The sequence below is a fragment of the Ensifer sp. 4252 genome, assembly GCF_050434565.1.
GTDB lineage: Bacteria > Pseudomonadota > Alphaproteobacteria > Rhizobiales > Rhizobiaceae > Ensifer.
Map to the genome: position 1 here is coordinate 113,016 of NZ_JBNDIU010000008.1, position 15,635 is coordinate 128,650.

Consider the following 15,635-nt stretch of genomic DNA (forward strand, 5'->3'; position numbering starts at 1 on the left):
TTAAACGTTTATATGAACGATAAAAACGTTTAACTTCGTTGTAAAGGAAAAAAATTGAGCGATGGACATTTGCTGTGCACGACAAAGGGCACAAATGAGATACGGCTGGTGCATGACCGGCCGTATCGTATCTTGCTCAAGGGCTTAGACGCCCGAGCGTCTCGTCGAGAGCCTCAAGGAAATAGTCGCAATCCGCAGCGCTGAAGGGTGCCGGCGGCTTGGCCTTCAGCACGTTGTGGTGCGGTCCTTCGCTGCTGAGCAGAATCCGGTGCTTGCGCTTCATTTCGGCAATGACGAAGTCGAGTTCTTCTGCCGCCGGCTCCAGCGTCTCGCGGTTACGCACCAGTTCGATGCCGTTGAAGAGACCGTGGCCGCGCACATCACCGATGATGGCATGGCGCTTGGCAAGCGCACGAGCGCCGTCCATCAGCCGGTCGCCGACAACCTGGCAATGGTGCATCAACCGCTCGTCGCGAATGACGTCCAGCACCGCAAGGCCGATCTCGGCCGAAACCGGATTGCCGCCGAAGGTGTTGAAATACTCCATCCCATTGGCAAAGGATGCGGCAATCGCCTCGGTGGTGACGACGGCCGCCATCGGATGTCCGTTGCCGATAGGCTTGCCCATCGTGACGATATCCGGGACCACGCCTTGCGTTTGGTGCGCCCACATATGGCTGCCGACGCGCCCGAAGCCGACCTGGACTTCGTCGGCAAGGCATAGGCCGCCGGCGGCGCGCACATGGGCATAAGCCTCGCGCAGATAGCCTTCCGGCAAGGTCAGTTGCCCGCCCGTCCCGAGAATGCCCTCACTGAAGAACAGCGCCGGGCTACGGCCGTTGGCGCCGAGCGCCAGAACCTGATTGCGCACGTCGTCGGCATATTTGCGGCCGGCATCGGCATCGCCGTAGCGATAACGGCCGCGATAGAGATCCGGCATTTCCGCGACCTGGACATGGGCGGGGCGCCCCTCACCGCCCTTGCCGGCAAACTTATAGGGGCTGACGTCGATCATGCTCGAGAGATGGCCGTGGTAGGCATGATCGACGGTGATGACGTCACGGTTTCCGGTATAGGCGCGCGCCAGCCTGAGCGCCAGATCGTTGGCTTCACTGCCGGAGTTGACGAAGAAGCAGACGTTGAGTGGGTCGGGGAACTGCGCTGTCAGTCGCCGCGCATATTCGACCAGCGAATCGTGCAGATAGCGGGAGTTGGTGTTGAGTTTGCCCATCTGCGTTTGCGCCGCCTTCACCACGCGCGGATGGCAATGGCCGACGTGGCAGACATTGTTGACCATGTCGAGCCAACGGGTGCCATCCTCGTCGATCAGGTGAGCGCCCTCGCCACCGACGATCTTCAACGGTGCGGCGCTATAGGCGATGCTGAGCGAACGGCCGATGCGCCGGTGGCGTTCGCGCACGAGAAAGTCCTGGTCGCGCGCGACGATCACCGAGGCTGGCACAGGCAGTCCAAGCACGACGCTCGGATCGGGGCTGGCCTCACGCCAGACCTGCCATTGATCACGCACGCCGACGCCGAACATGCGGCCTTCGAGCCCGAGATGGTCGGTCACCAGCTGGAAATGCAGATGCGGCGCCCAGTTGCCGTTTTCTTCGCTCGGACCAAGCGTAGCGAAGCTGTCGCCTGTGGCGATGTGCTGACCGATCGTCAACCCGGCGATAGAGCCGCGAGACAGATGGCCATAAAGTGTCCAGAAGGTGTCGCCGGCATCGGTTGCGTGTTCCAGCAGGACCGTCGGGCCGAAACCGAAGACGACGGCATCGTCATGAAGGAAGGCGACCTTGCCGGCGAACGGCGCGTGTACCGGCTCCAGCGCCGGCGCGAAGATGTCAACGCCGAGATGGATTGAACGGCGCTCGCCGGCGGTTGCCGTTTCGTAGGCGTCGCCCTGATAGATCGCGCGATCCTCACCATAAAGGCCGATGCCGAAATCGGCATTGTGCGCGCGGATGCGGTCCGCGATCCGCGCCTCTGCCGCCGCAGCGTCGAGTGCGGCCCATTGCGCGGCCTCGGAGCTGGAGGCGGAGAAATCGAAGACGGCGACCTGAGGTTTGGCGATGGACGGCCTGACGATGGCGGAGAAGCCATGGGCATTCTGCTCCAGCCAACGCGTGACGGCGGCCGCATGGGCGATCGGCGCAAAGCCGCAGGCGTCACGGATGCGGGCGATGGCAATCGCGCGGTTCTCGCGTTCGAGCCGCTGAAGCTCGCGCCAGACATCCTCCTGGCTGACAAGCAGGTAGGTGTTTTCAGGATTGTCCCGGATCTGCTTGGCCGCCATGCACATGCTGACGGCATAGCGGGTGCGAACGAGGTCGAAGATCAACCCCGCTTCGGTCTCGCTGATCGCGTTTGCGCGGTGATAGGTGCCGGCGAGTGTGCCGATCGTGCCAACCGCATCCTTGGCGCCGATCAGCGCGTAGGCTGCAGCGACCGCAATCTCGACGACACGCCAGGTCTCGACCATATCGCCGAAATCGAGCAGGCCGCTGACGCGCCCCTCGCCGTCCAGCAGCACGTTATAGTCGTTGGCGTCGTTGTGGATGACCTGACGCGGGCAGGCTTCGAGGCCTGGAAGGACGGAAGCAGTGAACCGTTCAAGGATCGCGCGCACCGCAGCCTGCTTGTCGTCGCCATCAATCAGGTCCACATGCTTCAGATGCATGTCGGCGCGGCCGATATCCCAGGCATAGACGCGTTTTGTGCCTGCATGGGCAAAGTTCTTGAGGCTTTGATCGAGCCGGCCGAGCAGATGCCCAAGCGTTTCCGCGCTCGCAAGACCGTGGGACGCGGATTTCGCCCAGATGTCGCCGGGAAGCCAGGTCAGCAGCCGGGCGGTGCGCTCACCTCGCACCGTCGCCTTCACCGTTGACGCTCCGGCGCGGTCAGGCACCGGCCGCGAGACCGGCAGATGGGCGGCCGTTCTCGCGAGATGATCGAGCACCGCGACCTGCATGTCGAGATCGACGGCATCGCCGGGCGCGTGCAGTTTCAACAGATATTGCTCGCCGTTTTGCGCACGGACGCGATAGTTGAGGTCGTGCTCGCCCGGCAGTGGCGAGATATCCCCTTCGATACGGTAGCTTTCGATGAGCAGCGCTCGGATTGCCGCCAGCTCCTGCTCAATCTTCAAGTCTGCCTGTGCCATGTCTGCTGCGTGTCCCGTCACCATGAAATCCGTCGTCCGTCGTAGCTGCAGAAACTGCCGCTATCGACCATGTTCGCCTCGTCGATAATTGCTTTCAGCCCGGCGGCACTGGTCGCCACCGGAACGCTCGCCTCGTCCCCTCCCATGTCGGTCTTCACCCAGCCCGGATGCAGCGACAGGACGGCGATGCCGTCCTTGCGAAAATCCTGCGCCAGCTTCACCGTCGCCATGTTCAGGGCCGCCTTCGAGCAGCGATAGGCATAGTCGCCGTCATCGTCGTCGAGTGTGCCCTCGGCAAGCGAGCCGGCGCGACTGCTGATATTGGCGATAACGCGGCTCGCGCCAGCAACAAGGTTCGTATGCAGCGCACGTGCCAGAAGCAAAGGCGCCAATGCATTGACGCGCATCACCTCAAGGAAATCGCCGCTATCGAGAGTCTCCAGCCCGCCGATGTCTCCGCGTATGCCGGCATTGTTGATCAGGACGTCGATTGCCACGCCTTCGAGCGCATTGCCGAGGGCCGCGATCGAAGCGGGGTCGGAGACATCAAGCTTGTGCGCCTCGATCGTGCCGGTGAATGACACCTCCCCCCTGACGCAACCGACGACGCGCCAGCCGTCAGCCGCATAAAGCGCCGCGAGTTCGCGACCCAGGCCACGCGACGCGCCGGTGATCAACACCGTGCGCGGCGTCCTCTGGCCCGCCCTATCGATGCTTGATGTCATATTTTCTCTCGACCATGTTCACCAGGCTCGCCGCGGCAAGCGTCAGGAAAATGTAGAAGATCGCCGCGGAGTTATAGGGCGCGAACGGCAGGAAGCTTGCAGACTGGAACTCGCGCATGCGCTGGGTGATGTCGCGGATCGACAGGATCGACAGAAGCGAGGTGTCCTTGAGGATCGCGATCAACTCGTTGCCGAGCGGCGGAATGATGATCCGGAACGCCTGCGGCAGGATGACGAGCCGCGCCGTCTGCCAGCGATTGAGGCCGATGCTGCGCGCCGCCTCGACCTGGCCGACCGGAATGGCGTTGATGCCCGAGCGGAAGATTTCGGCGAGGTAGGCCGAATAGGCAAGCGCCATGGCGACGATACCGCGCACCAGATTGGGCGGGTCGAGAACGCCCTGGGTGGCATCCTTCAACGCACCGCTGAGCGGCAGGCCGACATAGAGCACGATCACCAGCATCGGAATGCCGCGAATGGTATCGACGATGAATTCCGAGCCAATCGCCAGCGGATGGCGCTGATGCAGATAGCCGCCAAACGTCAGAAGCCCGAGGATGATCGCAAGCACGGCGATCGTGATGCCGGTCGCGCGATCGCGGTCGTTGAGCGCTTCGGTCTTCCAGAGCACCGGCAGATCGGCCGGCACCGATGCAGCCGGCAGCAAGGCGGCGCTGACGCCTTCGTTCTTGGCGATGGAGGCGAGCGCCTCGCTCGGGCCGACAAAGGTGCGGACCGGCGTTTCGGTCTGCGGGCCGCCGTCATACTGGCCGAACCGCACCGCGCCGATCAAACCCGCCGGCGTGTTGGTGACGATGCCGACCTTACCCTCGAGCGTGCCCGCAAGCACGTAGGTGTCGCGCGGCTGCAGCAGGAACCAACCGGCCACAAGCGCCAGAACCAGCGTGGCTACCGCGAAATAGAGGCTGGTGCGCACCGTCGAACGCAGTTGCAACAGGCCGACCCAGACGAGACCCATCACCGCGGCCAGAATATAGGCGGCAATCGCCGCGCGGATGGTGGTCGCCACGCCCGCGGCAAAGGCGATATGCGCGAAGAAGAAAACGAACACCAGCCCGGCGCCGTTGACGACGCCAAGGATCCAGCGTCCGACCCGTCGCAACGGACTGTCCAGCGGCTCGCCGGCGCGCGCGCCTGCAAAAAACAGCCCAAGGCCGAGAAGGCTCAGAAGCAGATAGGCCGGAAACAGCCAGGCCTCGACGCCCCGCACCCATAGATCGGCCGCCTCCGTCAGCTGGCGCGGTGTGACGCCCTTGACGATCAGCTCGGATTTGAACGCATCGACGCCGTTTGCCACCACGGAGGCGACGAAGGGATGAATGTTATGTCCGAGGAGCAGGACGCCTGCTGCCGCAACGTTCAATACGGCCGCGGCGACGGCCCATTTCGGGCGGCTTGCCTTCGGCCGTGAGAACAGGAGGACGCCAAGTCCCGCCGAAAAGGCAATCGCCAGCGCGAGAAAGCCGGACACGAAGGCCGACGATCCATTCTCGACGCCAAGAATGGCGCGAAGCGACCGCTGATAGTCTCCGGAGGATACGAAGAGATAGATGATGAAGGGCAGCGCGGTCAGGATGATGAGATTGCTCGGACGCACGCTTCTCAGGAACGACATTCATTCCTCCGGGGGTATCGAATGGAACAGGCTGTGATCCCGGAGCGCACGTCGGCGCTCCGGGGACATTGCGGGAGGCTTACTTCAGGCCCCAGTACTTGTTGACCAGCTGGTCAAGCGTGCCGTCGTCCTTGATCATCTTCAGGCCCTCGTTGAAGGCCGCAACATTCTCGTCGCCCTTGCGGAAGACGAGACCGAGCGGATCGGATTCCAGATCCTTGATGGCGACCACCAGTTCGCCCGCGAATTCGCGCTCGTAGGCGGCCGCATTGGCGCCGTTGATGACGACGCCGTCGACGTCCTTGTTCTTGAGCGCGATGATGGCGGCACTGAAGGTGTCATAGGCGGCGACGTTCTCCTTGCCGACGACACTCTCGGCAACCTGGGCGTCGGTGGTGTTCGCCTGGGCGGACAGCTTTCTGCCGGCGTCCTTGAAGCGTTCGAGCGTGATGTCCTGGTCTTCAACGCGCATCAGCACGGCCTGGCTGTTGACGATGTAAGGGTCGGAGAAATCCATGGCCTTCTTGCGTTCCTCGGTGATCGAGACGCCTGACGCGACGAGGTCGAAGTTGCCCTGGTCGAGGGCTGCGAAGATGCCGTCCCAGCCGGTGGTGATGAACTCGGCCTGGCAATTGATCTTGGCGCAGACCGCGTTGACCACGTCGACGTCGAAGCCGACGATCTGTCCGGTTGCCGGATCGACGCTCTCCATCGGCGGCGAGGTGGTGTCGGATCCCACCTTGAGCAATTTTCCGCCGAGATCGGCGGCGTGGGATACGCTTGCGGAAAGAGCTGCAAAGGTCAGCGCAATGATCAGTTTTTTCATGGTTCTCCTCCTTGGATGATGAATGCTCAAGCCAACCTGCCGCCGAGATTGTCCGGCTGTCTTTCGATCAGGGTTGGCCTGAAGACCTGCCTGAGCGCCTTCGGGTCCTCACCCTCCATGCGCTTCAACAGGAACTGCCCGAGGGTCCGCCCGAGGACCTCGATCGGTTGGTAGAAGGTGGTGATCGGCGGGGTGAAATAGGCGCTGACGTTGATGTCGTCATAGGCGATCACGTCGACATCGACGCCCACCTGCCGCCCAAGACTGCCGAGACCCGACAGTACGCCGAGCGTCGTCGATTCGTTGATGCAGACGAAGGCGGTCGGCGGCTCGGCGACCTGCAAGAGGTCGATTACGCTCTTCCTCCCGAAATGGGTCGATAGATCGCCTTCAACAATCAGGTCAGCGGAGGCGGCGATGCCGGCCTCGCGGAAAGCACGGGCGAAGCCGTCCAGCCTGTCCAACGCATAGGAGAACCGGCGCTCGGGGTTGACGAGCGCGATACGACGGTGACCGCCGGCAAGCAACCTGGAAGTTGCTGCGTGCGCTGCCCATTCGTTGTCGATGTCGACATGGGCGTAGATCAGATCCTTGCGGCAACGCCCCATCGAAACGAAGGGAAAGTGATGGTCGACCAGCAGATCGATGCGCGGGTCGTCGGCAAGAATACCCGAAAAAATCAATCCGTCGGCAAGCCCCTGATCGACGATGCGGCGCGCCGTCTCGGCACCATCGGCAGCATCGCGGATGACGTGCACCGACATGCGATAATCGGTGCCTTCGAGCGCTTGGCTGACGCCGCTCAAGACCTGGGTATATTCGACGCCGTCCCACTCGTAGTCGCGCGCGGCTGTCACCGGCATCAGCACCGCGGCCTGGAAGCTCTTTCCGGTGCGAAGCGCCATCCCGCGCGCATTGGCCTGGTATCCGACTTCGCGCGCCGCCTTGAAGATGAGATCGCGGGTCACGGGCGCCACGACTGGCGATTCCCTGAGCGCTTTCGAGATCGTCGCGATGGAATAGCCGGTGATCTCCGCCAGCGTCTTAATCGTTGGTGCCGGCGTCCGCCGGGTTTTGTGCATATGCGCCGCCATGCACCCTCCCAGGTCCCAGGCTCACTCTGTGCCTATGCGTAACAGCCAATAAAAACGTTTTCAAGAAAAATAAAAACGTTTTTATTCTAAAAAGGGGAGAACCTGAATGCCGATTAAGTAAGCCCGCCCTTCGCCACGCCGGGGGGTCAATTTGAACATAAAGTACCGATGCAGGAGTGCTTTGCGCCGCGGCCGGGCAAAAAGGGCTTGCGGAGCGGCGTCTACCGATCTCTGCTTGCGCACAAATCGGCCAACTGCAGCGAGAGCCTCATGCTTCACCATATTTCGTTTGGCGTCTCGGACATCGTGCGCGCAGCCGCATTCTACGATGCCGCTCTTGCGCCGCTTGGGTACATAAGGGTTTGGGACGATATCAGGCCGGGCGAGCCCGACCAGGCCGTCGGCTACGGCGTCGCGGGAGGTGGTGACAAGCTGGCGATCAAGCTCTGCCCAAAGGGCCAGCGCGCGCCGGGTCCGGGCTTTCATCTCGCTTTCGCCGCACCGAACCGCGCAGCTATCAACGCTTTCCATGAGGCAGCGGTCGCTTGCGGCGGAAGGGACAATGGCAAACCGGGGCTCAGATCGCACTATGGGCCGAACTACTACGCTGCGTTTGTCATCGACCCCGATGGCCACGCAATCGAGGCCGTCTTCAACGCGCCTGAAGTGTGAGGACTCGCGCAAAAAGCCTCGCTCATGAAAAAGGCCGCGAAGTAAATCCTTCGCGGCCTTTCGAAACGATCAGAGGCAAACGCACGCTATGTGCCGCACTGCGCTGTGAGCGCGCTTCGTCAATCCATGTCGTCGCTGTCAGGCGCAACCGCATGGTCGCGATTACCGTGGATGATCTCGCGCTTGCCGACATGGTTGGCTGCACCCACAAGGCCTTCCTTTTCCATGCGCTCCACGAGCGAGGCGGCGCGGTTGTAGCCGATACCCAGACGACGCTGGATGTAGGAGGTCGAGCACTTCTTGTCGCGCAGCACCACCTTGACGGCCTGGTCGTAGAGTTCGTTGCCGTCCTCCGAGGCCATGGCCGTCTTGTCGAAGACGGCACCCTGCTCTTCCGCAGGCTCTTCTTCCTCTTCGTCCGCCGTGACGGTTTCGAGGTATTCGGGCCTGCCTTGCGTCTTCAGATGCGCAACGACATGTTCGACTTCCTGGTCCGAAACGAACGGTCCGTGGACACGTGCGATCCGCCCGCCGCCCTGCATGTGCAGCATGTCGCCCTGGCCGAGCAGCTGCTCGGCACCCTGTTCTCCAAGAATGGTGCGGCTGTCGATCTTCGACGTTACCTGGAAGGAGATGCGGGTCGGGAAGTTGGCCTTGATCGTGCCGGTAATGACATCGACCGAGGGGCGCTGGGTCGCCATGATCAGGTGGATACCGGCAGCGCGCGCCATCTGCGCCAACCGCTGGATAGCACCTTCGATTTCCTTGCCGGCGACCATCATCAGGTCGGCCATCTCGTCGACGATGACGACGATATAGGGCATCGGCGCCAGATCCATTTCCTGCTGCTCGAACAGCGCCTCGCCGGTGCCCTTCTCGAAGCCGGCCTGGACCGTGCACATCACCGGCTCGCCCTTTTCGCGGGCGGCAGCGGCACGCTGGTTGTAGCCGTCGATGTTGCGCACGCCGAGGCGCGACATCTTGCGATAGCGATCCTCCATCTCGCGCACCGCCCATTTCAGCGCCATGACGGCCTTCTTCGGATCGGTGACGACAGGCGTCAGGAGATGCGGGATACCGTCATAGACGGAGAGTTCGAGCATCTTCGGATCGACCATGATCAGGCGGCACTCTTCCGGCTTCAACCGGTAGAGCAGCGACAGGATCATCGTGTTGATCGCCACCGACTTGCCCGAACCGGTGGTGCCGGCGACGAGCAGATGGGGCATCTTCGCGAGTTCGGCGATGACGGGTTCGCCGCCGATCGTCTTGCCCAGGCAAAGCGCCAGCTTGCAGTTGGTCTTGCGGAAATCGACGGATTCGATCAGCTCGCGGAAATAGACAGTTTCGCGCGTCGCATTCGGCAGTTCGATGCCGATGACGTTGCGACCGGGCACGACAGCGACACGGGCTGACAGCGCCGACATCGAGCGGGCGATGTCGTCGGCCAGATTGATCACACGCGAGGATTTGACGCCGGGTGCCGGCTCGAATTCGTAAAGCGTGACGACCGGGCCGGGCCGAACGTGGATGATCTCGCCGCGCACGCCGAAATCTTCGAGTACGCTTTCGAGAAGCCCGGCATTCTGTTCGAGCTGTTCCTGCGACATGAAGAAGCCGCGGCCTTCCGGCGGTTCCTGCAATAGGTCTTCGGCCGGAAATTCATAGCCGTCGGCCTGGGAGAAACGCTCGGTCGTGCCGATCGGCGGCAACAGCGACGGCGCGCGCGAGACCTGGGCGGGCATGGTGATCGCCGCTTTGGAGACCGTCGCAACCGTACGAACAGGCTCTTCCTCGGCCATAAGCGACGTGATCTCGGCAGGCTCGACCGCAGTCGGCGGAACGGATGCGATTTCCGATGGCACGATCATCGGCGCCGGTGCAGCAGGCGTGGGTTCGATCGATACCGGCTCTTCGGGCGCAGCCACAACGACGGCAGGCATCGATGGCGCGTCAGCTGCCGGGCGGCATTCGACAACGCGGAACAGCGACGTGATCGCCGTTGGCGGCATGCGCCTGATTTCGACCGCCTTGACGGGGCCCTCGGTCGATACCGGCATCGGTGTCGGCACGAAGGGCGCTGGAGCAAAGGAAACCGGCGCCGCCGTTTCAACGAACGGCTTCGGCTGTTCGGTGGCGGCCGCCGACGGTTCGTCATCAAGCGCGGACGGACCGAATTCGAAGAAGGCGAAATCCGACAGGAACGACAGGCGCGTGTCGGCCGGACCTTCCGTCGTGGGAGCTGTCAGCTCCGCGCTCGGCTGCGGCCCGACGGTCGCAGCCGGCGTGATGGCGGCAGGCGCTTCGTTGACGGCCTGGGCCGGCTGGCTCTCAGCGGTTGCAGCGTCAGTGGCAGAAACCGCGTTGGCGGCCCCTGCCTTGGCTGCAGACGACCAATGCGGCAGTTGGCTCGTGAGCACGCGCAGCAGTTCGGACGGGCTGTAGGATGGCAAGGCCGGCTCGGGCGCGGGGACCGGCGCGACGAAAACCACCGGCGGTTCGACGGCGGCGGTAACCTCATTGGCCACCGGAGCGACCTCGACTGCCGCGATCTCGGCGACGGCCGTTTCGACGGGCGCGCTGGCTTCTTCGGATACGACTTCGCTTTCGCTGTCCGAAGGCGCGCGGCGCTTGGTAAACTCCCGTTCCGGCGTGCGGGTGAAACGCACATTCGGCGCCAGGAAGAAATGGCTCTCCCACGTCGAATCGCCGTAGTGGCCGGCGATCTCCGAAAGGGTCGGCAGCGGCTCGTCAGTGGACGTCGTCACCTGCGCGGGCGCATAGGCCGTGCCCTGGCCATAGAGGCGCGCTGCGCGGCCGACATGCGCGGTCGCGTCCGATTGCTGGTTGGCTGGCTTGCGAGGCGCGGCAGGCGCCTCGTACAACTGGTACGGATCGACGGGATCCACGTCATGGGTGGGCATATCGCTCAACGCACCGTCCTGCGGATCGTCATAGTAATCCGCCTGGTTTGCATCATGCAAAGCTGCCTGAGAGAAGTTTGTCCTGGGAATACGCATGGGTCCTGGAAAAGCTAGAGACATCGCCGAGGGGCCTGCTAAGCGATAGGAAATGAAGGTTAACAAGTCCCTTCCAAGCGCCGCTCGAAAGACGTCGGTCGCTCCGTTCATTCCAGCAAAGCAGCCGTCGAAACGGCCGCAATCCCCATCCCGCTCAAGGGCATCGCGCCATTCTGTCGCTGGCAGCATGGGAACGAAAATATTTCTTCCGGATCGTCATTTTGAGGCACCGCGGCATGGCCGGGTGTGCCGCTTCGGTGGAGACAGAGGTCACAACGAATCGGGCCGGCGTGATCTTGTCACGCCGGCCCGAGAATGACCGCCATTGGCTTGGGAAAATCGCGAGCGATCAGCTCCGGCGCGCCGCCACGAAAGCCGCGTGATGTTTGGCCAGAAGCGCAATCGCCTCATCGATAAAAGCCAGACTGACGTCGGGCGAAAACTCGATCCGGGCACTCTTTCCGTCTCGCTTCAATTTGGCAAACTTCCGGCCGTCCTCATCGGTGAGCACCTCAGGCTTGGCCGGATCCTGCCGGTCGACGCGCGACAGGCGCGCAAAGACGAACTGGAAGCGCTGGTCGCTGTCGGCCTCGAGGAAACGCCTTAAACCGATCTCTTCCTCAGCCTTCTGTCGTGCCGGTTCGCCCTCGAGCATGGTCCCGATCGCCATCCAGCGTTCGCGTCCAACCTTCGGCGCCGGGCCGATCGCCCGAGCGATCGCCAGCGGAACGCTTTCGGCGACCTGGATCAGCCGCGACAACTCGCTCTTCTGGACCGCGAGCGCATCGCCGATGACCTTGCGGTCGAAGCCGCGGTCAACCAGGGCTGCGGCAAACAGCGCCCGCTCGATGAACGACAGGTTGCGGCGCTCGGCGTTTTCCTTGCCCTGCGCCAAGACGAGCTCGTCGTCGGTCAAGGACCGGACGATGGCCTTGACCTTGATGCCGAGGCTGCGGACGGCGTTCAGCCGGCGGTGACCATAGGCGGTCTGGTAGCGGCCGTGCTTTTCCGGGTGCGGACGCACGAGGATCGGTGACTGCTGGCCGTTCTCGCGAATGCTGTCGCCAAGCGCCAGGAAGTCCGGATCGTCGAGCTCGCCGTCGGTTAGGCGGTCGCCGACGAATGAGGCGTCGACCAGATCCGGATCGAGTTCAACGACGCGTTCGCCCTGATGCAGCGCCTCGCGCAGCGACCGGGCCTCTTCGGCCTCGCGGGTGATGCTGCCGAGTGAAAGGCCCATGGCCTTGATGGCGCCCGAGGCCGCCCGCGGCGTATCGGCAGGAGGTGTTGCCGGCGTCAGCGTCGTGATCTCAGCGGAGGTCATCGCATTCTGTTCGGCGACGGGCGTCGGTGCTGCCGGCGCGACGTTTCCGGAAAAGAGGGCGCGCAATTCGTTCTTGCGGTTGCCAGCCATGTCTTTAGCGCCCCCAGGCCGCATGAATGAGAGCTTCGATCTCGCCGTTGACGGCATTCAAGGATTCGATCGCGCGGTCGTAGGTGGCGCGGGTGAAGTTCTCTCGGCCCACTTCATAAAGCGTCTGCTTGGTCAGGCCGGCGTCGGAAACGGCGGTCGACTTGACCATCGCCGAGGTCAGGACACGGTCTCCGAACAGCGAGCGCATGAAACCGACGATCTGTGCCTGCGGACCGTCGTTCGGCTCAAAGCGAGTGACGAGATAGCGCAGGAAGTCGAAGTTGAGTTCGCCGCCGGCCTCGCGCACGACGCTTAACAGGTCCGAGGTCATGTAGAGGAACTGGTTCATCGACGCGACGTCGAGCATCTGCGGATGCACGGTGACGAGCACCGAAGTCGAGGCGCAGAGCGCCGACAGCGTGAGATAGCCGAGCTGCGGCGGGCAGTCGATGACGACGACGTCGTAGTCGTCGGCAACGCTTGCCAGCGCCGATTGCACCCGAGCGAAGAACAGCGGGCCGGCGTCGGACCCGTTGTGGCGGGCGCTGAGTGCCTGCGGCGTCGTATGCTCGAACTCCTGCAGTTCCAGATTGCCCGGCACCAGGTCGAGCCCATCGAAATAGGTCGGACGAATGATGTCCTTCAACGGCCGCGCTTCGGCGTCATAGCGGATGGCGCCATAGAGCGTGTCGTTGCCAGTGAGGTCCAGCTCCGGCTGATAGCCAAAGAGCGCCGAAAGCGACGCCTGCGGGTCAAGGTCAACGGCGAGAACGCGGTGACCGGTCATGGCGAGATACTGCGCGATATGGACCGAAGAAGTGGTCTTGCCGGAACCACCTTTGAAATTCGTGACGGAAATGACCTGCAGGTGTTCGCCGCGCTCGCGGTCGCGCCACTTCAGATAGCTGCGCGCCTTGGCGGCATTGCCCTTGGCAAGTGCCTGCTCGGCAAGGTGGCGGCGAAGCGCGTTGATGTCGGAGAGCGAATAGGAGCGGCGGCCGCCGGTGCCGGTGTCGGGTTGCGGCCCCTCACCCGCAAGCGAAAGCTGGCGCAGGTAACCGTCGGAGACGCCGATCAACTTGGCCGCTTCGCCGGAGGTGAAGCTGCGAAGCGTCTTCATCGCGGTTGGCGGAAACAGCCGCTCGCGCATTGCCTTCAACTGTTCGGAAAGGGCGCGGGCATCGGCTGCGATTGCTTCGTCTGCCGGCTGCCGGGCGTGGGAAAGATCCGTCCCGGGTCGCGTCTGTGTTACCGTCATGTCCATTCCCGCCGTGCTCCTAGCGCGCCTTCCCACATCATTGACACCGGGAGGCACTAACAGAGATTTAATTCAGATACGCCTAAATGGCACATATTCGTAAAACTCCGTAACAGAGATGCCGCAGAGAATGATTCGCGTCAAGGCGTCGCGCCGAATTCGACCGTCCCGGTCGGCATGATCCCGCGCAATCGCGACGCGGAAGAATCAAAAAGCCGCCGGCCCAAGGGCGGCGGCTTCGTTGGAGCATCAGGTGACGGCACTTGCCGTCGGATGATCAGAGCTTGGGACCGATATGATCACGGATCGGGCACTGGTAGGGCTTGCCTGCAGTCTTTTCGCGCCACTCGGCCTTCGCCTGCGCTAGCAGTTCCGGATCGAGGATGAGATCGAGGCCAGTCGTTGCCAGCGACTTGGCGGCATGGGCAAAAGCCTTGTGGGCGGCGGGGCTCTTGCCTTGCGCTACCACCTGCCAGGTGTGCGGCGCGGTGCCGATCGCCCAGGCTGGCGCCCAGCATTGTGCCGTCGGTGTCACCCAGCTGACATCGCCGACGTCGGTCGAGCCGGCGCGGAAATGCGACTGGCCCTCGAAATCACGAAGGCCGAGATGCAGTCCGCTCGATCCGTCCATCCGGCTGTTGGAAAAGACGTCGCCCTTGATCTGGTAAAGCCGGATGCTGCTGGCGATCGCCTCCGGCGTCATCGTCTGCTGGATCTCGCGGGCAAACGCGAGATCGGCCTCGTCGAAGGGAACCGGTCCGAGCGCCACCATGTTCTGATGGATCGCCGTTTCCAGCGTGATGTTCGGCAGGAGGTTGGTGGCGGCGCGATCAAAGACGATCTCGACGTCCGTCTCGGTCATCATTGCAGCGCCCCTGGCGATCTTGTCGATGCGGGCGGCCAGTGCCAGCGCTTCAGGCATCTGCGGCGCGCGGACGAGATAGAGCGCTTCGGCCCGCGCCTGGACCACATTGGCCGCCTTGCCGCCGGCATCGGTGATCGCATAATGCACGCGGCAATCCTGCGGCATGTGCTCTCGCAGGAAGTTGACGCCGATATTCATCAACTCCAGCGCATCAAGCGCGCTGCGCCCAAGATGGGCGCCGTTCGAGGCATGCGCAGCGAGCCCCTTGAAGCGATAGTAAATTTCGAGAACGGCGAGATTGTTGGTCGAGCGCACACCATTGAAGGGCGCGGGATGCCAGGTGAGTGCGGTATCGACATCGGCAAAGGCGCCGGCGCGCGCCATGAAAGTCTTGCCCGAGCCGCCCTCTTCGCCGGGGCAACCATAGTAACGAACAGTCCCCGGCAGATTGTTTTCGCGCAGGTAACGGGCAAGCGCGACGGCGGCAAGCAGAGAACCGGTGCCGAGCAAATTGTGCCCGCAGCCGTGTCCGGTGCCGCCGTCTTCAAGCGGTTTCGCTTCGGCAACGCCGGCGATCTGGCTCAAACCCGCAAGCGCATCGAACTCGCCGAGAAGGGCAATCACCGGACCGCCCTCGCCGGCCTCACCGGTGAAGGCGGTTTCGATATCGGCCGTTCCCCTGGAGATGCGAAACCCGTGCTTCTCCAACATCGCGATCTGCGTTGCCGCCGACTTGTGCTCGCGAAAGCTCAGTTCGGCGTAATCCCAGATCGCATCGCTCATGGCAGTGAATTCGGGCTTCAGCTCTTCGACGATGTCGGAAAGAGCGGCGACGACGGATGGCTGGGGCATGGGTATTCCTCTTGCGGCGACAAGGAGGTGCCGGCCGCATTGGCATTTCTGTCTTCAGGTGGAGGGTGGCGGCATGGTTGCCGCCACCGGATACGAGATCTCGT

Annotated in this window: 10 protein-coding genes; 1 reads left to right on the forward strand and 9 read right to left on the reverse strand. The window is 63.0% G+C overall.

Annotated features, from left to right (window positions below; genetic code table 11):
- Nucleotides 1–136: 136 nt before the first annotated feature.
- The 5 genes from ABIE33_RS17305 to ABIE33_RS17325 form a co-directional block, all read right to left on the reverse strand.
- Entirely contained in the window at nucleotides 137–3,169 is a 3,033-nt protein-coding gene (locus ABIE33_RS17305; RefSeq protein WP_429127181.1) for an aminotransferase class III-fold pyridoxal phosphate-dependent enzyme, read from the reverse strand.
- Nucleotides 3,170–3,186: 17 nt separating this feature from the next.
- Complete coding sequence (locus ABIE33_RS17310; protein ID WP_429127474.1) at nucleotides 3,187–3,849, reverse strand: SDR family oxidoreductase; 663 nt, start codon at nucleotides 3,847–3,849, stop codon at nucleotides 3,187–3,189.
- 25 nt (nucleotides 3,850–3,874) lie between these two features.
- Nucleotides 3,875–5,530 (reverse strand): amino acid ABC transporter permease, encoded by a 1,656-nt coding sequence (locus tag ABIE33_RS17315; RefSeq protein WP_429127184.1) that lies wholly within the window; start codon nucleotides 5,528–5,530, stop codon nucleotides 3,875–3,877.
- 79 nt (nucleotides 5,531–5,609) lie between these two features.
- On the reverse strand, nucleotides 5,610–6,356 hold the full coding sequence (locus ABIE33_RS17320) for a transporter substrate-binding domain-containing protein (protein ID WP_429127186.1): 747 nt from the start codon (nucleotides 6,354–6,356) through the stop codon (nucleotides 5,610–5,612).
- A gap of 26 nt (nucleotides 6,357–6,382) precedes the next feature.
- Nucleotides 6,383–7,450, reverse strand: a complete 1,068-nt coding sequence (locus tag ABIE33_RS17325; RefSeq protein ID WP_429127189.1) for a LacI family transcriptional regulator — start codon at nucleotides 7,448–7,450, stop codon at nucleotides 6,383–6,385.
- A 270-nt stretch (nucleotides 7,451–7,720) separates the two neighbouring features.
- Between ABIE33_RS17325 and ABIE33_RS17330 the strand changes: the two genes are divergently transcribed.
- Nucleotides 7,721–8,122 (forward strand): VOC family protein, encoded by a 402-nt coding sequence (locus ABIE33_RS17330; RefSeq protein WP_429127191.1) that lies wholly within the window; start codon nucleotides 7,721–7,723, stop codon nucleotides 8,120–8,122.
- A gap of 119 nt (nucleotides 8,123–8,241) precedes the next feature.
- Here the strand turns inward: ABIE33_RS17330 and ABIE33_RS17335 are convergent, their stop codons facing one another.
- From ABIE33_RS17335 to ABIE33_RS17350, 4 genes are all read right to left on the reverse strand, one after another.
- On the reverse strand, nucleotides 8,242–11,142 hold the full coding sequence (locus ABIE33_RS17335; RefSeq protein WP_429127194.1) for a DNA translocase FtsK: 2,901 nt from the start codon (nucleotides 11,140–11,142) through the stop codon (nucleotides 8,242–8,244).
- A 349-nt stretch (nucleotides 11,143–11,491) separates the two neighbouring features.
- Nucleotides 11,492–12,556 carry a plasmid partitioning protein RepB gene (repB, locus tag ABIE33_RS17340; RefSeq protein WP_429127197.1) on the reverse strand — a complete coding sequence of 355 codons (1,065 nt, stop codon included), beginning with the start codon at nucleotides 12,554–12,556 and terminating at the stop codon, nucleotides 11,492–11,494.
- A gap of 4 nt (nucleotides 12,557–12,560) precedes the next feature.
- Nucleotides 12,561–13,820, reverse strand: a complete 1,260-nt coding sequence (repA, locus tag ABIE33_RS17345; protein WP_065797629.1) for a plasmid partitioning protein RepA — start codon at nucleotides 13,818–13,820, stop codon at nucleotides 12,561–12,563.
- 271 nt (nucleotides 13,821–14,091) lie between these two features.
- Nucleotides 14,092–15,531, reverse strand: coding sequence for a M20 family metallopeptidase (locus ABIE33_RS17350; RefSeq protein ID WP_429127200.1), 1,440 nt, complete (start codon nucleotides 15,529–15,531; stop codon nucleotides 14,092–14,094).
- Nucleotides 15,532–15,635 lie beyond the last annotated feature (104 nt).